Here is a 20,042-nt window from a genome sequence, read left to right as displayed (position 1 = left end):
GTCATTTTTGCTTGCAATTATTAACCTGCAAATGATAATTGCGATCAAAATCAGAACCGTTCTCATTATTAATTTCGTTATCTTACCAGGGGTTTACTATGCACTACCTCGCTTCTCAACAGGCCGGGCTACGCCCGCGCCTGCTTGCCGCAACGATAGCCGCTCTCTGCTTTCCCGTCGTCGCCGCTACTCAACAAAGCTTGCCGCAAAAAAACAGCGCCAACGAAGAAACAATTACGGTGACGGCCACCCCGGAAAATGATTTCCAGCCCGGTGGCAATGAGCTTGTTCCGGCATATCTTGACGGGCAGGTCGCTAACGGCGGCCGTCTTGGGATGCTGGGCGAGCAGGACGCCCGCAACGTGCCGTTTAACGTTATCGGCTATACATCAAAAATGATTGAGGATAAGCAGGCCAACACCCTCAGCGATATTATTCGTAACGATGCGACCATTCAGCCCGTGCGCAGCTATGGTAACTTTGGCGAGTCCTACCGGGTACGCGGCTTCCTGCTGGACGGCGATGATATTTCCTACGGCGGTTTATACGGCGTCTTGCCACGGCAGATTACCAGCACCGCGATTGCCGAGCGCGTTGAGGTGATTAAAGGTTCGACCGCGTTCCTGAACGGCGTACCTCCGGGTGGAAGCGGCGTTGGCGGGGCGATTAATATCGAGCCTAAGCGTGCGGGGAGCGAGCCGCACACGCGGGTTGATGTTGATTACACCGGGCGCTCTCAGGTAGGTGGTTCGCTGGATACTGGCCGTCGATTTGGCGATAACGACCAGTTTGGCGCGCGGGTTAACCTTCTTCATCGAGAAGGTGAGAGTGAAATCCACGACCAGAAAAACCGGACTTCTCTGGGCAGCGTCGGGCTTGATTACAAAGGCGATAAGCTGCGCAGCTCTTTTGACGCCGGTTATCAGAAAATGACGGTTCATAACGGGCGTATCGGGGTAGGCGTTGGCGCAATCACAGAAATGCCGGAAGTGCCCGACAACAGAACCAACTACAGCCAGCCGTGGGTCTATTCCGATATGAGTAGCCGTTTTGCCGCGTTACGCAGCGAATACGACATGCTGGATAGCTGGACGGTTTACGGCGCACTGGGCACCAGCGAAACCGACGAGCGCGGCAACTACAGCGTGCCGAAGTTTGTTGATAACAACGGCAACACCAGCCAGACACGGCTTTCCACACGTTTTATAGCCGACTCCTTCTCAGGCATGGCGGGCGTGCGCGGCAAATTCGATACTGGTTTTATCGGCCACAGCGTTAACCTCGGTTATTCCGGCGTGTACCGCAAAACTCGTGCGGCTTATACCATGTCTTCGGGCAAGACGGCGGTTGGTAATAATATTTATCATCCTTCCGACGTTGGCCTTGACCGGTTCCCGACGGTAGCGTCCGGCAGCAATATGGATGACCCAACCCAGCGCAGCCGCACGATTACCGGAGGCATTTCTCTCTCCGACACGCTTTCAGCCCTGGATGATAAAGTGCTGCTCACCGTGGGGGCCCGTCGCCAGGATGTGAGGATCCGTAACTACAGTTATACCGGCGTGGAAGATCCGAAAACGCGCTTCGACGCCTTCAAAGTGACGCCGGTGTATGGCCTGGTGGTGAAGCCGTGGGAGCCGGTGTCCTTCTACGCTAACCATATTGAAGCTTTACAGCCGGGGCCGACGGCCACCTCAAAAGCCATCAATGCCGGTAATGTTGTCGGAGTTGTGCAGTCGAAGCAGAACGAAGTCGGCATGAAAATGGACTTTGGGCGGGTTGGCGGCAGCCTGGCACTGTTTGAAATCAAAAAGCCGGTTGGCATGATTGATAATAACAACGTTTACGGGCTGTACGGCGAGCAGCGCAGCCGTGGGATGGAGCTGAACGTGTTTGGCGAACCGCTCTACGGCGTGCGCCTGCTGGGCAGCGCGCTGTGGCTCGCGCCGGAGATGGTCAAAACGACCGGCGGCGCTAACGACGGGAAAGATGCGATTGGCGTGCCGCGTTACTCCTGGTCACTTGGCGGCGAATGGGATCTGCCGTGGGTGCAGAACCTGACGGCAACCGGGACTTTGATTCGCACCGGCTCTCAGTATGCGAATGCGAACAATAGCGTGAAGCTGAACGGCTGGACCCGCCTCGATTTAGGCGTGCGTTACAGCACGAAGCTCAATAGCCAGACTCTAACCTGGCGTGCTAACGTGGAAAACGTGACAAATGAGAAGTACTGGGCTTCTGTGGATGATAGCGGGTCTTACATTACCCAAAGCGATCCACGAACCCTGAAGTTGTCGATGACGGTTGATTTCTGACCGAAAGACCTGAAATCCTCGCTGCGGCGGGGATTTTTGTTTCTGAAACCAAAAGGATTTCAAATATAGTAACGTTCCGAAACGATAATAGTCATGTACGCGGTGCGCTGCAGGAGACTAGACTACGGCAAAGTACAGCGGGAGAATGCTTAATGAGTGAACGAATACAGGTGGTGCAGGGCGATATCACAAAGGCGGATGTTGATGTGATTGTCAACGCAGCAAACCCTTCGCTGATGGGCGGTGGAGGAGTGGACGGAGCGATTCATCGCGCCGCCGGACCTGCGCTGCTGGCAGCCTGTAAGGTGGTTCTTCAGCATCAGGGCGAATGTGCCCCCGGCCACGCGGTTATCACCGAGGCGGGAAACATTCCGGTAAAAGCGGTTATTCACGCCGTGGGGCCAGTCTGGCACGGCGGCGAGCAAAACGAAGCTGAGCTGCTGGAACTCGCCTACCGCAATTGCCTGGATTTAGCCGCCGCAAACGGCTACCGCACCATTGCTTTCCCGGCCATCAGTACCGGCGTGTACGGTTTTCCTAAGCAGCAGGCGGCGCGTATCGCCTGGGACACGGTCTACAAGTACATTGGTATTCGTCCGCTACCGGAACAGGTTGTTTTTGTCTGCTTCGATGACGAAAATACCGCCATCTATCAGCAAATTGCCGCCGACTGTAATAAATAAATCATTTGGCCTTCACAAAAAATCAATCTGTGAAGGCTATTCTCGTCGAAATAAGAGTGATAAGCCGGGGCGAAGCCCGGCATGCGCCGTGTATTAACCAGCGAAAGAAGGCGGCGTGACCGTTTTGTTTTTTGGTTTACCGGAGAACAGGAAGCGCAATAGCGGAATGCGTAAATGCAGCTCATAGAGCAGCAGCGCAATGCCGACAACGAATACTAACCCGCTGAAAAATCCAAGGATATTGGACGTAATATGCGGCGTAATAAATGCGCCGAAGAATAGCGTCAGCGGGTGGTGAACCAGATAGATAAACAGCGACGCATTGACGAAATAGGTCACCCGGGCCGATTTGAAATTCAGCATCCGGTAGCCCAGAGAAAACACCACGTTGACCATCCACAGGCCCATCAGCATGGTTATCACGCTTTCCGTTTCGTACATCCACGCATCGCCGCTGCCGTAGCGCTGGTTTAGCAGATAGGCGGCAAAGGCGAATGCGGCGGCCACCGCGCTCCACGGCGAAGGCGTTGTGAACAGTATTTTTAGCGATTCGCGTTTAAACGTCAGCGCCCCCAGCATAAAGAAGGGCAGGTAAAACAGCGTCTGCATCACCACGAAATTAAACAGACCATCGCTTAATAACGGCGGATGAATAATAAAAATGGTTCTGCGAATAGCGGCATATAAAATACCGCAGGCCAAAAACAGAACTGAGAGTTTTCCCATCGTAACCGGTGATTTATTATTCTGTTCGTTTCTAATTATAAAGTTATTAATTTTTTGAAACAAAACCATTCCCAGCGTGGTTAATATCACCAGCACCAGTAAGAACCACAGATGTGAGACCAGTTCCCACACCAGGGTGTTGTATTTTTGGTAGCCGGTAAGCGTATGCCAGGTGCCGGTCTTGTTATTGATGTATTGCAGCATCAGGAACTGAGGCAGCGTCAGCAGCGGGATGGCGGTCAGCATCGGGATGCCGACGCGCTCCACGCGCGCCGTCCACCAGCGCTTGAGCGGGTAGCGCAGGAATAACATGTAGGAAAAATAACCAGAAATAACGAAGAATACCTGCATGCGAAACGCGTGAATAAAATCATTAAATAGCGTCAGGCTCGCAGAGGGCACCGCGCTATTGACGTGCCAGTGGTGGCTCGAATAGATAAGCGAGATATGAAACGGGATGCCCAATAGCATCAACCATGCCCGGATGGAATCCAGGAAAAACTCACGTTGTTGCGGTGCGTTACTCATAATACTCCAGACATTTTCAGACTATTCGTCTTATCCTTAAGACCCTATCCCATCAGGCTAAAAGTCCAGTTCAGTCTACATATTCGTGGCAACCCTACACTAAGCATGTCATCCTGTCGCCAGGGTGAACTCTTAAAGCGTAAGCAGTTGTCTTTATTTTGCTTAAACCCTGAGCCAGTACGCTGAACAAAGCGGTGAATTGGTTGTCGGAAAGCAAAAGTTTCCATTAAAATGGATAGATTGATTTAAGCACACAAAGGGGGATGTGCTGGTTAATATGAAACATAAAGCAAATATGATGAAAGTGCGCTGGTTAGGCGCGGCCGTAATGTTGTCCCTTTATACCACCTCGGTTTGGGCCTTCACTATCGACGACGTCGCAAAACAGGCGAAAACCTTAGCGGGCAAGAGCTACGAAGCACCGAAAAGCAACCTGCCTTCGCAACTCCGCGACATGAAATACGCGGATTACCAGCAGATCCAGTTCAATCATGACAAAGCTTACTGGAACAACATTAAGACCCCATTCAAGCTCGAATTCTATCACCAGGGTATGTACTTCGACACCCCGGTTGCCATCAATGAAGTGACCGCCACCGCGGTACATAAGATTAAATACAACCCGGATTATTTTAACTTCGGGGATGTAAAACACGATAAAGACACCGTAAAAGATCTCGGTTTTGCCGGTTTCAAAGTGCTCTATCCGATCAACAGCAAAGATAAGAACGACGAAATAGTCAGCATGCTCGGAGCGAGTTATTTCCGCGTAATCGGTTCTGGCCAGGTATATGGCCTGTCTGCCCGCGGTCTGGCTATTGATACCGCGCTGCCGTCCGGCGAAGAGTTCCCGCGCTTCCGCGAATACTGGATTGAGCGTCCGAAACCAACGGACAAGACGCTGACCCTGTATGCATTGCTCGATTCCCCGCGCGCCACCGGTGCATACCGCTTCGTTATCACCCCGGGGCGCGATACCGTGGTCAACGTGCAGTCTAAAGTTTATCTGCGCGACAAAGTCGGCAAGTTGGGCATTGCTCCGCTGACCAGCATGTTCCTGTTTGGGCCAAACCAGCCGTCCCCTACCACTAACTTCCGCCCGGAACTGCATGACTCTAACGGTCTTTCAATTCACGCCGGTAACGGCGAGTGGATTTGGCGTCCGCTGAACAACCCGAAACACCTGGCGGTAAGCTCTTACGCTACGGAAAATCCGGTTGGCTTTGGCCTGCTGCAACGCGGCCGTCAGTTCTCGCGTTTTGAAGATTTAGACGATCGTTACGATCAACGTCCAAGTGCCTGGGTTGCGCCGGTTGGCGACTGGGGTAAAGGCCGCGTCGAGCTGGTTGAGATCCCGACTAACGACGAAACCAACGATAACATCGTTGCCTACTGGACGCCGGACCAACTGCCGGATCCGGGCAAAGAGATGAACTTTAAGTACACCATCACCTTTAGCCGCGATGAAGACAAAATGCATGCGCCGGACAGCGCGTATGTGCTGCAAACCCGCCGTTCGACCGGCGACGTTAAGCAGTCCAATCTGATTCGTCAGCCGGATGGCACCATCGCGTTTGTGGTGGACTTCACCGGCGCTGAGATGAAAAAACTGCCTGCGGATACTCCGGTCACCGCGCAGACCAGCATTGGCGATAACGGTGAAATAGTGGACAGCCAGGTGCGCTACAACCCGGTCAATAAAGGCTGGCGTTTAACCCTGCGCGTGAAGCTGAAGGACGAGAAGAAGACGACCGACATGCGTGCTGCGCTGGTTAACGGCGAGCAGACATTGAGTGAAACCTGGAGCTACCAGCTGCCTGCCAATGAATAAGTCTACTGAACTCGCGCCCGATTATATTGAGGCACTGCCGCTTTCTGCCGAGCAGAAGGCGGCTCTTCCGACATCCGATCTTCAGGCGGTGCATGAGGCGCTTGACGCGCAGCATCACCACTATGAGCGAGCGGATGACTCTCCCCTTGCATCGGTAGAAGCTCGCCTTGAGGCTAGCTGGCCGGGTTCTCTTGGTGGCGATCAGCTGATCAGAGACGAAGAAGGTCGCACCCAGCTGCAGGCGATGCCGAAGGCCACGCGCTCTTCTATGTTCCCGGATCCGTGGCGCACTAACCCGATTGGCCGCTTCTGGGACCGCCTGCGCGGCCGCGAAACGCACTCGAAGTTCTCCTCCAAAGAGGAAGAGGCCTCCGAGCAGAAATGGCGTACCGTGGGCACCATCCGCCGCTACATTTTGCTGATCCTGACGCTGGCACAAACCGTGGTGGCAACCTGGTATATGAAGACCATTCTTCCGTACCAGGGCTGGGCGCTGATTAACCCGACGGATATGGGGGGCCAGGATTTGTGGGTCTCCTTTATGCAACTGCTGCCGTATATCCTGCAAAGCGGCATTCTGATCCTGTTCGCCATTCTGTTCTGCTGGGTCTCTGCCGGTTTCTGGACCGCGCTGATGGGCTTCCTGCAACTGCTGATGGGCAAAGATAAATACAGCATCTCGGCCTCGACGGTGGGCGATGAACCTATCAATCCAGAGCACCGTACCGCGCTTATCATGCCTATCTGTAACGAAGACGTGGATCGCGTGTTTGCCGGCCTGCGTGCAACCTGGGAGTCGGTAAAAGCGACCGGGCAGCAGAAGCATTTTGACGTTTATATCCTGAGTGACAGTTACAACCCGGATATCTGCGTAGCCGAGCAGAAAGCGTGGATGGAGCTGATAGCCGAAGTGCAGGGCGAAGGGCAAATCTTCTACCGTCGCCGTCGCCGTCGCGTGAAACGCAAAAGCGGCAACATCGATGACTTCTGCCGTCGCTGGGGCAACCAGTACAGCTACATGGTGGTGCTGGATGCGGACTCCGTGATGAGCGGGGACTGCCTGACCAACCTGGTGCGCCTGATGGAAGCTAACCCGAAGGCCGGTATCATCCAGTCTTCGCCGAGAGCGTCCGGTATGGATACGCTGTATGCGCGCTGTCAGCAGTTCGCGACTCGCGTTTACGGGCCTTTGTTTACCGCGGGCCTGCACTTCTGGCAGTTGGGTGAATCGCACTACTGGGGCCACAACGCGATTATCCGCGTGAAGCCGTTCATCGAGCACTGCGCGCTGGCTCCTCTGCCGGGCGAGGGTAACTTTGCCGGTTCTATCCTGTCTCACGACTTTGTGGAAGCCGCGCTGATGCGCCGTGCAGGGTGGGGCGTGTGGATTGCCTATGATCTGCCGGGTTCTTATGAAGAGCTGCCGCCGAACCTGCTGGACGAGCTGAAACGCGACCGCCGCTGGTGCCAGGGCAACCTGATGAACTTCCGTCTGTTCCTGGTTAAGGGCATGCACCCGGTACACCGTGCGGTATTCCTGACGGGCGTAATGTCCTATCTGTCGGCTCCGCTGTGGTTTATGTTCCTTGCGCTGTCTACCGCCCTACAGGTGGTTCACGCTCTGACCGAGCCGCAGTACTTCTTGCAGCCGCGCCAGCTGTTCCCGGTATGGCCGCAGTGGCGTCCTGAGCTGGCGATAGCGCTCTTTGCTTCGACGATGGTACTGCTGTTCCTGCCGAAGCTGCTGAGCATCATTCTTATCTGGTGCAAAGGCTCGAAAGAGTACGGCGGGTTCCTGCGGGTAACCTGTTCTCTGCTGCTTGAGGTGCTGTTCTCGGTACTGCTGGCACCGGTGCGCATGCTGTTCCACACGGTGTTTGTGGTAAGTGCGTTCCTCGGCTGGGAAGTGGTATGGAACTCCCCGCAGCGTGACGATGACTCCACTCCATGGGGCGAGGCGTTTATGCGCCACGGCTCGCAGCTGCTTCTGGGTCTGGTGTGGGCTGTCGGCATGGCGTGGCTGGATCTGCGCTTCCTGTTCTGGCTGGCGCCGATTGTCTTCTCGCTTATCCTGTCGCCGTTTGTGTCGGTTATTTCAAGCCGCGCAACCGTCGGGCTTCGCACCAAGCGCTGGAAGCTGTTCCTGATCCCGGAAGAGTATTCTCCGCCTCAGGTTCTGGTCGATACGGACAACTACCTGCAGCTGAACCGCAGCCGCACGCTGGACGATGGCTTTATGCACGCGGTATTTAACCCGTCATTTAATGCCCTGACTACGGCGATGGCTACCGCGCGTCACCGTAAAAGCCTGGTGCTGGAGATTGCACGCGATCGCCACGTTGAGCAGGCGCTTAACGAAACGCCGGACAAGCTTAACCGCGACCGTCGCCTGGTGCTGCTGAGCGACCCGATGACCATGTCCCGTCTGCATTACCGGGTGTGGGCAAATCCGGAGCGCTACACCTCGTGGGTGGACAGTTATAAAAAGCTGGAGCTGAACCCGCTGGCGTTATCGTCAAAATAATGGCGTAAAACGTCAAAATGCCGGCCCTTTGAGGTCGGCATTTTTTTGTCTTTTATCTGGCGGAAGTTATACTCAGCGCTTCCTGAACCGGAGGGTAGTTGTGGGTAAAATCATTATTGTACTGGCGATGGCCTGCTTGCTGAGCGGCTGCGGCAGCATTATCAGCAGAACCGTACCGGGGCAGGGGCACGGTAACCAATACTACCCCGGCGTGCGCTGGGACGTCCGTGATGGCGCATGGCGCTATATCACCGTGCTTGACCTGCCGTTTTCGCTGATCTTTGACACGCTGTTATTGCCGATTGACGCCAGCCACGGCCCGTACGAATAACCTTTACCGCTCATCCCATTCATCTGCTGCCGTGCGGCCCTCTTCGGTGTCCAGCGGCGGTTCAAGCTGAAATTCACCTTCATCCCACTCGTGCAGCGTATTCTCTTCCAGCCACTCCTGACGCAGTTCAATTTCGTCAAAATCACCGTCGAACACGCTTTGCGCTGCCTCACCGCTTAACATCGGCAGACATTCCCCGTCTTCACCATCGTCGGCAAAGAACTCGGCCTGCCACATAATATCGCCATCCTGCAGCACGTATTTTTGAAAATTAAACTGTTCGACGTTGGCGCTTTCTTCATCCACGTTCGGGTTCTCGGCAAGAAACTGCTCCCGCGCGGCATCAATGGCTTCTTCCAGGGTTGCATACAGGCTCATCGGCATCTCCTTTAATCGCTTCAGAATGGGCGTAAAAGAATGTATAGATGGCGATAAGAAAGCTGTCAAAGCCGCTTTTCATCAGCCTTAAAGCGGCGGGTATATTAGATGAAGGGAAAAGTGTTGTTGGATGATTATATTTATTGAATCGTCTGGGTATCAGCAATATTTCTCCTCTCAAAGAAGGTTGATTTTTGCATGTTTTTTGAGCTACTCAGAATGGAACTAAAAAATTTCAAAGCGTATGGTTTGGGCTTTGCAATGAAAAAGGGATTTCAAAAATGGCAATACCCGCTTATTTATGGATGAAAGATGATGGTGGGGCTGATATACGAGGCTCTGTTGATGTTATCGATCGTGAAGGCAGCATTGAAGTATCAGGATTTGGTCACGGCTTACATCTGCCAACGGATAACAGTACAGGAAAGATCACAGGTACACGCGTTCATGCCCCGTTAACCTTCGAAAAAGAGTTTGATTCATCCAGTCCATATATCTACAAGGCAGTAGCTAAAGGCCAAACGCTGAAAAGTGTAGAAATTAAATGGTATAAAATTAACTACGCAGGGCAGGAAGAAGAGTATTTCAATATGCTGCTTGAGGGCGTGAAAGTCATTTCTATCTGTCCAATGATGCATGACTGTAAAAATCCGGCGACGGAGAAACATACCCATCTGGAAGCTGTTTCCTTGCGTTATGAGAAAATTACGTGGAAATACTGTGATGGAAACGTCGTCTTCTCCGACAGCTGGAATGAAAGATGATCAAATGCACCTTCTATCTCAACGGCGGATCCTTGAGTAACCTCAGCTGCCCTGGAATAGGTTTCTTTCCGGCTTATTCTGGAACGGGAGCATCACGTAACAACCCAGATGACATCGCCGTAGAGGACATCGGGCCACTTCCTCCTGGACAATATTACATAGTTACAAGAGGGAGTGGCGGTCTGTTCACTGGAGTCAGAGACTCCTTTGCATCATTCATCAGTGGTTCAGACAGATCGATTTGGTTTTCCCTTTACCGTAACGATACACAGATTGATGATCTGACTTATATTGGGCAGGTTGAACGGGGGCATTTTCGTCTACATCCGGCAGGATATAAAGGTGTTAGCGAAGGATGTATTACATTACCACGGCTATCAGATTTCATATTATTACGAAATGCATTACTTAATACACCGAGAATACAGATTGCCGCCACGCTCTCAGCCTTTGGTACTATACAGGTATATTGATGAAATATGTAATCATGTGGATTTGTGAGTCAATGCTTTACTGTGCGATATTAGTAATGCTTTTCATCACAGTACCGGAGATTGCTGCTTACCGCTTCGTACGACAATTCACGGGAGTTATACCCGGTGATGTATGGGATAAATATTATTTCCTTTCTCTCTGCGTGCTATCGTTACTAATAGTTTCGCTGGTTATCTACATAGTAGCACGCCTGAAGGTCATGTTTTTTTGAGTGTTTGTAACTATTATTGTTAAATTTTAGAAAAGTGAATAAATAATTCATTTTCGATTTATCTGTAGCATTTAAAATCTGTCCTGGCGACTATATTTATTTTCACGGCAACGACCCGTCTTCCATTCAGGGCGCAGCCTGTGTATATGCCCGCAATTTTTTTACTCTCCCGGAATACGCACCCGCTCGGCGGGCTGGCGCAGGGTTATCCATGAATAGACGGCGTTAAACATCACCACGCTTGCGGTGACGAGAAAGACGGTGCGGAAGCCGTAGCTGGCGGAAACGGCGGCGCCCAGCAGCGGGCCGGTGACGTTGCCGATATCGCGGAAGGATTGGTTGTAGCTAAATATTCGGCCAGCAATTTGATTAGAAGAGTTGTAGACCAGCAGGGTCTGTACCGCGGGCAATAGCGCTCCGTCGGCGGCGCCAAGCAGGAAGCGCAGGATACCAAGTTGCCAGACGTTTTGGACCAGCGACATAGGGATCAGCAGGAGCACCGAAATGGCTAATGCGCCGATAAGTATTTTCTCCGGGCCAATGCGATCGCCGAGCTTGCCCAACCTCGGGGCACCAATCAGCGCCGCCACGCCGGGGACGGAAGCAATCATCCCGCTGATAAACGCCAGATTGCTGACGTTCCCCGCAAGGTCGCGGACATAGAGCGTGAGGATGGGCGCAATGGAGCCGGTAGCGACCTGAATTATCATGGTGGTGACAAACAGGCTCAGCACCAGGCGCGGATTTTTCAGCGAGGTCAGCACCTGACGAGCGTGCAGCATGTCCTTTTTAGACACCGGCGTGAACGACTCGCGGATGAAAAACAGCGTCATCACAAAGCAGATAAACAGCACCAGAGAGGTAATAAAGAAAACCGAACGCAGGCCGTAGGTGTCTGCCATCAGGCCGCCCATCAGCGGGCCAAGCAGCGCGCCGCTAACCGCGCCCGTCGACAGCGTGCCAAGTGCCCATCCGCTTTTATGGCGGGGAATTTGAGTGGCTATCAGCGCATTGGCATTGGGAACAAAACCCCCCAGCAGGCCCAATAGCGCACGCAGCGCCAGAAACTGCCAGATATTCTGCGCCAGCCCCATCAGCAGCATCACAATCGACATACCCAATGCGGAGCGCAGCAGCATAATCTTGCGGCCTTTCCGGTCGGCAAGACCGCCCCAGAATGGCGAAGCAACCGCGGAGAATAAAAAGGTAATGCTGAACACCAACCCGGACCACATATTCAGCTGGCTATGTCCGGTTACGCCGAGCAGTTCGACGTAGAGCGGCAGAAAGGGCATAACAAGGCTAAAGGCCGCGCCGGTGAGAAAACAGCCCAGCCAGGCGACGGCGAGATTGCGCTTCCAGTTGATGGTGGTGTCAGGGGGAGTCATACCGCTCCGAAATTGCAAAGTAAAGCCGAATGGCAAGATAGTAGAACTATTACTCTGCTAATTATGCGCCCGATGATATCGGGCTGGCAAATCGAAGGGCTTTTTTGAGCAAACGGAGACAGGCAGAAAAAGAAAGGGTGGCCGTAGCCACCCTGCGGTCATTGATATCTGTCCGGCATGCCTTCGGGGCGGGTTTTAAAGCGGCGATGCAGCCACATATACTGCTCCGGTGCCATCAGAATGCATTTCTCGACGATCTTATTCATCCAGCGGGCGGTTTCTGCCGGGCTTTCCAGCGGCGGATTAAGCTCCGGCTGAATGATCGTTAACTCATAACCTTTACCTTTCGGCAGGCGGCGCGGAACAAAAGGAACAGCGCAGGCGCCTGAAAGCTTCGCCAGCGTATAAGTTCCGGTGGTGGTTGCCGCCTGTTCAACCGCGAAGAATGGCACAAACTCGCTGCCGCGCGGGCCGTAGTCGTGATCCGGCGCGTACCAGATGATATCGCCGTTTTTCAGGGCGCGGATCATGCCCTTCAGATCTTTACGATCGATCATGCTCTTATTGGAGCGCATGCGGCCCCAGGTTTGCAGCCAGTCCAGCAGCGGGTTGTCGTTAGGCCGGTAGACGCCAATACCCGGAGTTTTAATACCGAAAATGCGTGCGCCAAGCTCCAGCGTCAGAAAGTGGATGCCGATCAGCAAAATGCCCTGGCCGGTCTTTTCAATCTCTTTAACTATCTCTACGCCTTCGTAGTGGCACCATTTATTGATGCGTTTAGTCGGCCAGAACCAGGCCATCCCGGTTTCAATCAGCCCCATACCCACGGACTCGAAATTTTCCACCACCATCTTTTCACGCTCGTCGGCGCTCATTTGGGGGAAGCAAAGCTCAAGATTACGGTAGGCTATGCGCGCGCGGCGCTTCATCAGGCGTTTAGCCAGCCGGCCCAGGCCGCAGCCAATGCGGTAAAGAACCGGGTAAGGGAGCTGTACCAGCAGGTATAAAAAACCGATGCCAAGCCAGGTAAGCCAGTAGCGCGGATGCAGTAACGCGCGCGAGAATTGCGGTAAGTTCGTCATTTAAAACCTTTGTGACGGCAATTGCCGGATCTTCTAATCATTCCATTGTGGCATTTTTTGGCGCAGAGCCAAAATTAGCGGTGGCAGAGTGCCTGATATTTCATCGATTGTTGCTGTTTTTGACGATGGGTGAGCAAAATGTAGCGCAAATCGTGGGGATGTAAATTATCGTTATTTGCTTTATGATGCAGCCCACTTTTTTTCCGACGATTGCGAGCGAACACCATGCCAGTGTTACACAACCGCGTCTCGAATGAGGAGCTGCGCGAGCGCATGCTTGCCGAAACCGAGCCGCGTACCACCATCTCATTCTATAAATATTTCACTATTGAAGAGCCTCAGGCGACACGTGATGCGCTTTACCAGCTGTTTCTGAGCCTCAACGTATTTGGTCGTGTCTATCTCGCCCGCGAGGGGATTAACGCCCAAATTAGCGTGCCTGAGAGCCGGGTAGACGCTTTCCGTGAGGCGCTTTATGCCTTCCACCCGGCGCTGAGTAACCTGCGCCTTAATATCGCCCTTGAAGACGACGGTAAATCGTTCTGGGTGCTGCGTATGAAGGTGCGCGAGCGTATTGTTGCCGACGGTATCGACGATCCAACCTTTGATGCCAGCGACGTGGGCGAATACCTGAAGGCTGCGGACGTCAACGCGATGCTGGACGACCCGAGCGCGGTGTTTGTCGATATGCGCAACCACTATGAATATGAAGTGGGCCATTTCGAAGATGCGGTTGAGATACCGGCCGACACCTTCCGCGAGCAGCTGCCGAAGGCTGTAGATATGATGCAGGACGATAAAGACAAAAAGATCGTCATGTATTGCACCGGCGGCATTCGCTGTGAAAAAGCCAGCGCGTGGATGCGTCACAACGGTTTTAAAAACGTGTATCACATTGAAGGCGGGATTATCGAGTATGCACGCCGCGCCCGTGAGCAGGGGTTACCCGTACGTTTTGTCGGTAAGAACTTTGTGTTTGATGAACGTATGGGCGAACGCATTTCCGATGACGTGATTGCCCACTGCCATCAGTGCGGGGCACCGTGCGATAGTCACACCAACTGTAAAAATGACGGCTGTCATCTGCTGTTTATCCAGTGTCCTGCCTGCGCCGAGAAATTTTCAGGCTGTTGCAGCGAAGTGTGCCGTGATGAACTGGCCCTGACGCCGGAAGAGCAGCGCCGCCGCCGCGCCGGTCGTGAAAACGGTAATAAGGTGTTCAATAAATCTCGCGGTGCGCTAAACACCACGCTGGGTATTCCTGACCCCGAGTAAGATTGAAAGCCTCCCCGAAAAGGGAGGCCTTTCGACTACTGGCGAACGCCCTCGACAGAAATAATCAAGTCCACATCCTGCGAAGCCGGCCCCAGATCCTGGGTAATATTGAAGTCTTTCAGCTTGATCTTGCCCTGTGCTTCAAAACCCGCGCGTACGCCGCCCCACGGATCGTCGCCCTGGCCAATCAGTTTGGCCGCCAGCGTCACTGGCTTAGTAACGCCGTTTAGCGTCAGGTTGCCGGTAATATCCAGCTTCTCGCCGTCTTTTTTCACTGCGGTCGAAGCAAAGGTCGCCTGAGGGAATTTTGCCGCATTGAGGAATTCCGCGCTGCGCAGGTGCTTATCGCGCTCGGCGTAGTTGGTATCAACGCTGGTGGTGTTGATGGTAACGTTTACCTTATCGGCGGCTGGATCCTTTTCATCGAAGGTAAAAGTACCGTCAAAATCGCGGAAAGTACCGTACAGCCAGCTATAGCCGAGGTGCTGAATACGGAAATTCACAAAGGCGTGTTGGCCCTGTTTATCAATTTTGTAGTCCGCAGCGACGGCGGAGCCGTTAGTGAATAACAGAGCGCTTAATGTGGCTCCCAGCAGGATTTTTTTCATCGTCTAACTCTCCATGGTTAACGGGATACTTTGCCCAGCATACGCTTGAGGGTGGCATCCTTATCTATAAAATGGTGCTTCAGGGCGGCGATCGCGTGGAGCAGGGAAATAATTACCACCGTCCAGGCAAGCCAAAGATGAACGGTCCCCGCGAGGTCGGCCTGGCTGGAGAAGTCGGTAAGCGTTGCCGGAACATCAAACCAGCCAAACACGCTGACAGGTTTCCCGTCCGCGGTGGATATCAGGTAACCGCTCAGTAAAATAGCGAACAACAATACGTACAGCAGAATATGGGCGATTGACGCGCTAATTCGGGTCAGGCGTGAATAACTTTTCAGCGCCGGGGGAGGAGGCGAAATAAAACGCCAGATAACACGAATGACCAGCCCCAGCATCAGTAAAATACCCATACTTTTGTGGATCTCTGGCGCTTTGTGATACCAGACGTCGTAATAACCGAGGGTGACCATCCAGAGGCCAAGGGCAAACATCCCGTAAACCGTGGCGGCGGTCAGCCAGTGAAGCAGTACCGGAAGATGTCCGTAGCGATCGGGTGAATTTCGCCATTGCATAATTATGCGTCCATGTATTTTTCTGAAGAAATTAAAAATAGGCTTTCTGTTAACCTCAGATCAACATAAATATGCTTTTTTATAAATATATCTTACCTGTTTCTATTTTTTTGAATGACTCATGCCGATTGTTATCAGTTGAGTCGAATGAATAGTGGTTTTTTCAGGTGGGAAACCGAGTTGAAATAATAATTGTGAATTTAATTGTTTGCATTAAAACTATATTTATTTAAATTCATCGTCAATTATTGTCAATATAACCGGCGGCGAGTTATTTAATAAAAATAGATATAAGCAAGATCGATTATCGCCACGATGGCCCAGAGAATAAGATAAACGATAAAGTGCTCGCGGATATTATTGGTTAAAAAATGAATAAATTTGCTCATGGCGACCCCGGTTAAAAAGTGGCGGAAGGTTCCGCCACCGGGAGATTTTACGCCGTTTTAAAGCGAGAAAGTGCGAACGGGGACAAATCAAATGCAGATTTTTGCCCCAGAGCAAACTGACAGGCAATCTCGCCCAGTACGGAGGCGAATTTAAAGCCGTGCCCGCTCAGGCCGGTAATCACCAGCGTATTGTCATGGCCGGGCAGGGTATCAATGATGAAGTCTTCATCCGGCGAATTGTCATAGGTGCAGGCTTTTCCGTGCAGGCAGCAGCCAATACCCGGCAGGAACTCGCGCAGGAAGGGAAACACTTCGGAGCCGTCGCTGGCGAGGGCGCCAAACGGCTTACGCTGCTCGTGGGAGTCGATGTTCTGGCCGCCGTTGTGTTTGCCGAGCTTGAGCTCGTTGTCCTCAGCCGGGAAGCCGTAATACTGGTCGCCGTTGGGCGTTTCGGCGGTAAAGGCCGGGAATTTGTTGTTCTCGCTGTAGCGCCCATCGGCCTGGTGCCAGGCAAAGATTTTGCGTACTGGCGTAACCGGCAGTTCCGGCAGTAGTTTGCTGACCCAGGTTCCGGCGCTGAGCAGTAGTTTGCTGCCGTGATATTCGCCTTCTTCGGTGACTACGGTCACGCCTTCTTCCCCGTGGTGAATATCGGTGACGCAGCAGTTGAACAGATGCGCGCAGCCGCCCTGTTTTGCGAGGCTGATATACGTCTCAACAGCGATTTCGCTTTTAAGCACCCCTGAGTTCGGCTCAAACAGGCCTACATAATTTTCGGGCACCATGATTTCCGGCCAGCGGGCAGTTACCGCCGCTGAGTCTAATGTTTCCAGCGGCAGAGAGAATTTTTCGGCGCTGGCCGCTACATTGCGAATAAACGCCGAATCAGCGGGGCCGAGGTTGATAACGCCGGTGCGGTGAAACAGCTTTTCGCCGCTGGTTTCCGCCAGCGCATCCCACAGTTTCTGGGCGCGCAGCACCATAGGCACGTATTTTTCCCCTTCACCGTAGGCGTGGCGGATAAGACGAGTACCGCCGTGGTGGCTACCCTGGTCGTGCGGCGGGTGGCCGCTATCAATCATCAGCACCTTGAGGCCTGAGTGGGTTGCATAGCAGCCTGCTGCTGCGCCGACGGAGCCGCTGCCGACGATAATGAGGTCGTAGTTCATAAGCTTTTCTCTGTGGAAAATTATCTGTAGCAGGGTAATTAATTCGCCGTGGGGATGCAATTAACGGTACGGATAAAATAAAAAAGGCACCCATTGGGTGCCTGTGGCTTTTGTCAGCATTGCTCGTCAATGCTTGCGATAATCGTTTTGCTGATAATCACTGGATTCAATCTTTGCAATCCCGGCTTCGAGAATTGATATAAATTGCCGGGCGACATCGGTGGTCAGCCAGAGCGTCTGGCCCACCTCGGTTTCATCTTGCTTCTGATTATTGGATGTCAGGTAGTGCAGGCGCAGCATCATGGCATCGTAGCTATCGACGGTGCTGATGTCCCATCCGACGAGGGGATGAGTCTGAATAACATCACTATTTTTTTCCATCATAACCCCTTTTATACGTGTTTAAAGACAACGGCTAGCGAGGTTCATGCGTGATTTATCGTGAAGCGACTTAAGTATATCAATACTCTGTATGTATGGGGGTTAAATAAATACTCCGCAACACTTTTTTTGCATTATTGACGTTAGATGAGCAATAAATCGACAGGCTATTCCGATTTGTCTGAGATAAAGTGGAAATTAATCAGCGGGTAGTTTAAAAAATGAGCAAAATAAAGCGTAGAAATAAAAAAACCGGATGGCGACACCCGGCAAAAAAAGTACCAACATAATTGAGGGTATTAGTCGGCGGAAAACCAATCGTCAGCGCTTTCCCAGGTTTCCTGGAGGATCTCGCTGATTCGCGTTTTATCTTCTTTTGCTCCGCCCAGCACCGAAAGGTTGTTGCCGGACGCGTAGCGCACCTGGACTTCGCTGCTGGTGTCGGGGAAATGCTGATTAATACGGCGGGAAAGCTCGCTGGCAAGGGCGTCAATCGCCCCCGGCGGTAGCGGTGTAGTTTTAGCTATAGTGACTTCAATACGCATAACGACCCCCTGTACAATATACTGGATATTTATACAGCTTAATTGTCCACTTCGCAACAGGGGGCGCTGAAAAATTTAGCGTTTTACCGACCAGACAACCTCTTCCCCGGCGAGGAACGGCACGATGCTGTCATCTTCGGTTTCAATCAGCTCCGGCATTTTCTCCGCCACGCGCACCAGCTCGATGCTCTCTTCATTCACCGGCAGGCCGTAGAAACGCGGGCCGTTCAGCGAAGTAAAGGCTTCGAAGTGCTGCAAGGCATTCATCTCTTCAAATACCGTGGCATAGGCGCCAAGGGCAGAAGGCGCGTTAAAGCAGCCTGCACAGCCGCAGCTGGCTTCTTTGCGGTGGCGAGTGTGCGGCGCCGAGTCGGTGCCAAGGAACACGCGCTCGCAGCCGCTGGCGACCAGCGCACGCAGCGCTTCCTGATGAACGCTACGTTTCAGGATAGGCAGACAGTAGAGGTGAGGGCGAATACCGCCAACCAGCATATGGTTGCGGTTAAATATCAGATGCTGAGGCGTGATAGTAGCCGCAATTAGCGAATCACCTTCCTGCACATACTGAGCGGCGTCTTTGGTGGTGATATGTTCGAACACCACTTTCAGGCCAGGCAACTGGCGGCGTAGCGGCTCCATTACGGTTTCAATAAAGCGGGCTTCGCGGTCAAAAATATCGATATCGGCGTGGGTGACTTCGCCATGCACCAGCAGCGGCATGCCGATTTTTTGCATGCGCTCCAGCACCGGCATAATTGCGGCCGTACTGGTTACGCCGTGGGCGGAGTTGGTTGTCGCGTTTGCCGGGTACATCTTGGCCGCTGTAAACACGCCTTGGTTAAAGCCGCGCTCCAGCTCGTTCGGGTCGAGCGTGTCGGTCAGGTAGCAGGTCATCAGCGGTTCAAACTTCTGCCCGGCAGGCACGGCATCCAGAATACGCTGGCGATAGGCAACGGCGGCTTCAACGCTGGTAATCGGCGGCACAAGGTTAGGCATCACAATCGCGCGGCCAAAATCCTGGCTGGTATAAGGCACCACGGTTTTCAGCATCTCGCCGTCGCGAAGGTGGATATGCCAGTCGTCTGGGCGGCGGATTTTTAATACCTGAGGTAATGCGGTCATGAATGTGCTCCGGCGTGTGAGGGAAAATCAGTCATCTGGGGCTGGTTTTATGCCGGGCACTAAGGATAAGGGGAAACGTTATCGTTTGCACCACTTATGTTGCACAAACTCATCGGGACAGTTAGCTGCCCCGATGGTTAAGCGATTAGTCGGTGAAAGGAATAATTATCTCGCCGGGTTTGACTTCAATCCCTTTGGCATATTTCTTCGCCAGCGACTCGCCTTTGCTGCGATCTTCACTCAGAACGTAGGCCGGCTGCTGGTTAAAGTAATTGCGCAGCGACTGGTTCAGATAAGGGACGATGGTTTGCAGCACGCTCTGCATTTTTTGCGGCTCAACCTGGGCATCCACCACTTCCATTTCCTGCAGGAAGATAGCGCCTTTCTCTTTGTTGAACACCGGCAGCGCCTTGAGCTTCAGCTTCAGGGTGGCTTTCTGGTTGCCGAACAGAGAAGACATATCCAGGTTAGCATCGCCGGTTAGCGTAACTTTGTTTGGCTCTTCCCGGCCAATCTGGCTGGTGAGATTAGTCAGCACAACGTGCGCGTCTGCAATACCGGGCAGGCCGATATCTTTTGAGAAGTTATTGTGTTTCTCCAGCGCCTGGTTAATCTCCTGTTCATTGACGCTGTACTGCGTTAATTGGTTACATCCTGCCAGCAGGCCGCTGAGCATCAATGCTGCGGCAAAAACAATCTTCTTCATAGGCTTCCTCAAATAGCGG

Annotated in this window: 20 protein-coding genes; 8 read left to right on the top strand and 12 right to left on the bottom strand. The window is 52.8% G+C overall.

What is annotated here, in order from left to right:
* Nucleotides 1-98 precede the first annotated feature (98 nt).
* Complete coding sequence (locus FOC35_RS00780; RefSeq protein WP_172567858.1) at nucleotides 99-2,315, top strand: TonB-dependent siderophore receptor; 2,217 nt, start codon at nucleotides 99-101, stop codon at nucleotides 2,313-2,315.
* Nucleotides 2,316-2,467: 152 nt separating this feature from the next.
* Nucleotides 2,468-2,998, top strand: coding sequence for an O-acetyl-ADP-ribose deacetylase (gene ymdB / locus FOC35_RS00775; RefSeq protein WP_172567857.1), 531 nt, complete (start codon nucleotides 2,468-2,470; stop codon nucleotides 2,996-2,998).
* Nucleotides 2,999-3,091: 93 nt separating this feature from the next.
* Here ymdB and mdoC read toward each other — a convergent pair whose 3' ends face one another.
* The gene (gene mdoC, locus FOC35_RS00770) at nucleotides 3,092-4,252 is read right to left on the bottom strand and encodes a glucans biosynthesis protein MdoC (protein WP_172567856.1); all 1,161 of its coding nucleotides are present in this window, start codon (nucleotides 4,250-4,252) and stop codon (nucleotides 3,092-3,094) included.
* A gap of 295 nt (nucleotides 4,253-4,547) precedes the next feature.
* Here mdoC and mdoG point away from each other — a divergent pair, with 295 nt between their 5' ends.
* The 3 genes from mdoG (at nucleotide 4,548) to FOC35_RS00755 (ending at nucleotide 8,938) form a co-directional block, all read left to right on the top strand.
* Nucleotides 4,548-6,083 carry a glucans biosynthesis protein MdoG gene (mdoG, locus tag FOC35_RS00765; RefSeq protein WP_115586291.1) on the top strand — a complete coding sequence of 512 codons (1,536 nt, stop codon included), beginning with the start codon at nucleotides 4,548-4,550 and terminating at the stop codon, nucleotides 6,081-6,083.
* Nucleotides 6,076-8,607 carry a glucans biosynthesis glucosyltransferase MdoH gene (mdoH, locus tag FOC35_RS00760; protein WP_016535810.1) on the top strand — a complete coding sequence of 844 codons (2,532 nt, stop codon included), beginning with the start codon at nucleotides 6,076-6,078 and terminating at the stop codon, nucleotides 8,605-8,607. Before mdoG ends, mdoH begins: the two co-directional genes overlap by 8 nt.
* A 109-nt stretch (nucleotides 8,608-8,716) precedes the next feature.
* Nucleotides 8,717-8,938, top strand: a complete 222-nt coding sequence (locus FOC35_RS00755; RefSeq protein ID WP_371810775.1) for a YceK/YidQ family lipoprotein — start codon at nucleotides 8,717-8,719, stop codon at nucleotides 8,936-8,938.
* 3 nt (nucleotides 8,939-8,941) lie between these two features.
* Here FOC35_RS00755 and FOC35_RS00750 read toward each other — a convergent pair whose 3' ends face one another.
* Nucleotides 8,942-9,316 (bottom strand): MysB family protein, encoded by a 375-nt coding sequence (locus tag FOC35_RS00750; protein ID WP_039898076.1) that lies wholly within the window; start codon nucleotides 9,314-9,316, stop codon nucleotides 8,942-8,944.
* A gap of 281 nt (nucleotides 9,317-9,597) precedes the next feature.
* On the opposite strand from FOC35_RS00750, the gene FOC35_RS00745 reads away from it, so the two are divergent.
* Complete coding sequence (locus FOC35_RS00745; protein WP_039898077.1) at nucleotides 9,598-10,080, top strand: Hcp family type VI secretion system effector; 483 nt, start codon at nucleotides 9,598-9,600, stop codon at nucleotides 10,078-10,080.
* Nucleotides 10,077-10,553: a DUF2778 domain-containing protein gene (locus FOC35_RS00740; RefSeq protein WP_172567854.1), complete on the top strand. Its 477-nt coding sequence runs from the start codon at nucleotides 10,077-10,079 to the stop codon at nucleotides 10,551-10,553. Before FOC35_RS00745 ends, FOC35_RS00740 begins: the two co-directional genes overlap by 4 nt.
* Nucleotides 10,554-10,947: 394 nt before the next feature.
* On the opposite strand, the gene mdtG is transcribed toward FOC35_RS00740, so the two are convergent.
* Both mdtG and FOC35_RS00730 read right to left on the bottom strand, forming a co-directional pair.
* Nucleotides 10,948-12,174 carry a multidrug efflux MFS transporter MdtG gene (gene mdtG, locus FOC35_RS00735; RefSeq protein WP_172567853.1) on the bottom strand — a complete coding sequence of 409 codons (1,227 nt, stop codon included), beginning with the start codon at nucleotides 12,172-12,174 and terminating at the stop codon, nucleotides 10,948-10,950.
* Between the two features lie 158 nt (nucleotides 12,175-12,332).
* On the bottom strand, nucleotides 12,333-13,256 hold the full coding sequence (locus FOC35_RS00730) for a Kdo(2)-lipid IV(A) acyltransferase (protein WP_016535817.1): 924 nt from the start codon (nucleotides 13,254-13,256) through the stop codon (nucleotides 12,333-12,335).
* Nucleotides 13,257-13,481: 225 nt separating this feature from the next.
* Here FOC35_RS00730 and FOC35_RS00725 point away from each other — a divergent pair, with 225 nt between their 5' ends.
* Nucleotides 13,482-14,531: a rhodanese-related sulfurtransferase gene (locus tag FOC35_RS00725; RefSeq protein ID WP_016535819.1), complete on the top strand. Its 1,050-nt coding sequence runs from the start codon at nucleotides 13,482-13,484 to the stop codon at nucleotides 14,529-14,531.
* A gap of 35 nt (nucleotides 14,532-14,566) precedes the next feature.
* On the opposite strand, the gene FOC35_RS00720 is transcribed toward FOC35_RS00725, so the two are convergent.
* The 8 genes from FOC35_RS00720 to FOC35_RS00685 form a co-directional block, all read right to left on the bottom strand.
* The gene (locus FOC35_RS00720) at nucleotides 14,567-15,139 is read right to left on the bottom strand and encodes a YceI family protein (RefSeq protein ID WP_172567852.1); all 573 of its coding nucleotides are present in this window, start codon (nucleotides 15,137-15,139) and stop codon (nucleotides 14,567-14,569) included.
* A 17-nt stretch (nucleotides 15,140-15,156) separates the two neighbouring features.
* Nucleotides 15,157-15,711, bottom strand: a complete 555-nt coding sequence (locus FOC35_RS00715) for a cytochrome b (protein ID WP_172567851.1) — start codon at nucleotides 15,709-15,711, stop codon at nucleotides 15,157-15,159.
* Between the two features lie 275 nt (nucleotides 15,712-15,986).
* The gene (locus FOC35_RS00710) at nucleotides 15,987-16,100 is read right to left on the bottom strand and encodes a DUF2770 family protein (RefSeq protein ID WP_172567850.1); all 114 of its coding nucleotides are present in this window, start codon (nucleotides 16,098-16,100) and stop codon (nucleotides 15,987-15,989) included.
* A gap of 47 nt (nucleotides 16,101-16,147) precedes the next feature.
* Entirely contained in the window at nucleotides 16,148-17,269 is a 1,122-nt protein-coding gene (gene solA / locus FOC35_RS00705) for an N-methyl-L-tryptophan oxidase (RefSeq protein WP_172567849.1), read from the bottom strand.
* A 126-nt stretch (nucleotides 17,270-17,395) separates the two neighbouring features.
* Nucleotides 17,396-17,650, bottom strand: coding sequence for a biofilm formation regulator BssS (gene bssS / locus FOC35_RS00700; protein WP_039898081.1), 255 nt, complete (start codon nucleotides 17,648-17,650; stop codon nucleotides 17,396-17,398).
* A gap of 299 nt (nucleotides 17,651-17,949) precedes the next feature.
* Nucleotides 17,950-18,195 (bottom strand): DNA damage-inducible protein I, encoded by a 246-nt coding sequence (gene dinI / locus FOC35_RS00695; RefSeq protein WP_016535825.1) that lies wholly within the window; start codon nucleotides 18,193-18,195, stop codon nucleotides 17,950-17,952.
* Nucleotides 18,196-18,270: 75 nt separating this feature from the next.
* Nucleotides 18,271-19,317, bottom strand: coding sequence for a dihydroorotase (gene pyrC, locus FOC35_RS00690; RefSeq protein ID WP_172567848.1), 1,047 nt, complete (start codon nucleotides 19,315-19,317; stop codon nucleotides 18,271-18,273).
* A gap of 145 nt (nucleotides 19,318-19,462) precedes the next feature.
* Nucleotides 19,463-20,023 carry a lipoprotein gene (locus FOC35_RS00685; protein ID WP_172567847.1) on the bottom strand — a complete coding sequence of 187 codons (561 nt, stop codon included), beginning with the start codon at nucleotides 20,021-20,023 and terminating at the stop codon, nucleotides 19,463-19,465.
* Between the last annotated feature and the right edge of the window lie 19 nt (nucleotides 20,024-20,042).

The sequence above is a fragment of the Cedecea sp. FDAARGOS_727 genome, assembly GCF_012273235.1.
Lineage (GTDB): Bacteria > Pseudomonadota > Gammaproteobacteria > Enterobacterales > Enterobacteriaceae > Cedecea > Cedecea davisae.
The sequence above is the reverse complement of the archived record's forward strand: the minus strand, read 5'-3'. Positions and strand labels throughout refer to the sequence as shown.

Excerpts from the sequence above, each read along its gene's own strand:
- FOC35_RS00715 (WP_172567851.1), bottom strand. The coding sequence starts at position 15,711 with ATGCAATGGCGAAATTCACCCGATCGCTACGGACATCTTCCGGTACTG.
- FOC35_RS00725 (WP_016535819.1), top strand. The coding sequence starts at position 13,482 with ATGCCAGTGTTACACAACCGCGTCTCGAATGAGGAGCTGCGCGAGCGC.
- FOC35_RS00740 (WP_172567854.1), top strand. The coding sequence starts at position 10,077 with ATGATCAAATGCACCTTCTATCTCAACGGCGGATCCTTGAGTAACCTC.
- FOC35_RS00685 (WP_172567847.1), bottom strand. The coding sequence starts at position 20,023 with ATGAAGAAGATTGTTTTTGCCGCAGCATTGATGCTCAGCGGCCTGCTG.
- FOC35_RS00720 (WP_172567852.1), bottom strand. The coding sequence starts at position 15,139 with ATGAAAAAAATCCTGCTGGGAGCCACATTAAGCGCTCTGTTATTCACT.
- mdoC (WP_172567856.1), bottom strand. The coding sequence starts at position 4,252 with ATGAGTAACGCACCGCAACAACGTGAGTTTTTCCTGGATTCCATCCGG.
- mdtG (WP_172567853.1), bottom strand. The coding sequence starts at position 12,174 with ATGACTCCCCCTGACACCACCATCAACTGGAAGCGCAATCTCGCCGTC.
- FOC35_RS00710 (WP_172567850.1), bottom strand. The coding sequence starts at position 16,100 with ATGAGCAAATTTATTCATTTTTTAACCAATAATATCCGCGAGCACTTT.
- FOC35_RS00730 (WP_016535817.1), bottom strand. The coding sequence starts at position 13,256 with ATGACGAACTTACCGCAATTCTCGCGCGCGTTACTGCATCCGCGCTAC.
- mdoG (WP_115586291.1), top strand. The coding sequence starts at position 4,548 with ATGATGAAAGTGCGCTGGTTAGGCGCGGCCGTAATGTTGTCCCTTTAT.
- pyrC (WP_172567848.1), bottom strand. The coding sequence starts at position 19,317 with ATGACCGCATTACCTCAGGTATTAAAAATCCGCCGCCCAGACGACTGG.
- FOC35_RS00745 (WP_039898077.1), top strand. The coding sequence starts at position 9,598 with ATGGCAATACCCGCTTATTTATGGATGAAAGATGATGGTGGGGCTGAT.
- bssS (WP_039898081.1), bottom strand. The coding sequence starts at position 17,650 with ATGGAAAAAAATAGTGATGTTATTCAGACTCATCCCCTCGTCGGATGG.
- ymdB (WP_172567857.1), top strand. The coding sequence starts at position 2,468 with ATGAGTGAACGAATACAGGTGGTGCAGGGCGATATCACAAAGGCGGAT.
- solA (WP_172567849.1), bottom strand. The coding sequence starts at position 17,269 with ATGAACTACGACCTCATTATCGTCGGCAGCGGCTCCGTCGGCGCAGCA.
- FOC35_RS00780 (WP_172567858.1), top strand. The coding sequence starts at position 99 with ATGCACTACCTCGCTTCTCAACAGGCCGGGCTACGCCCGCGCCTGCTT.
- dinI (WP_016535825.1), bottom strand. The coding sequence starts at position 18,195 with ATGCGTATTGAAGTCACTATAGCTAAAACTACACCGCTACCGCCGGGG.
- mdoH (WP_016535810.1), top strand. The coding sequence starts at position 6,076 with ATGAATAAGTCTACTGAACTCGCGCCCGATTATATTGAGGCACTGCCG.
- FOC35_RS00750 (WP_039898076.1), bottom strand. The coding sequence starts at position 9,316 with ATGAGCCTGTATGCAACCCTGGAAGAAGCCATTGATGCCGCGCGGGAG.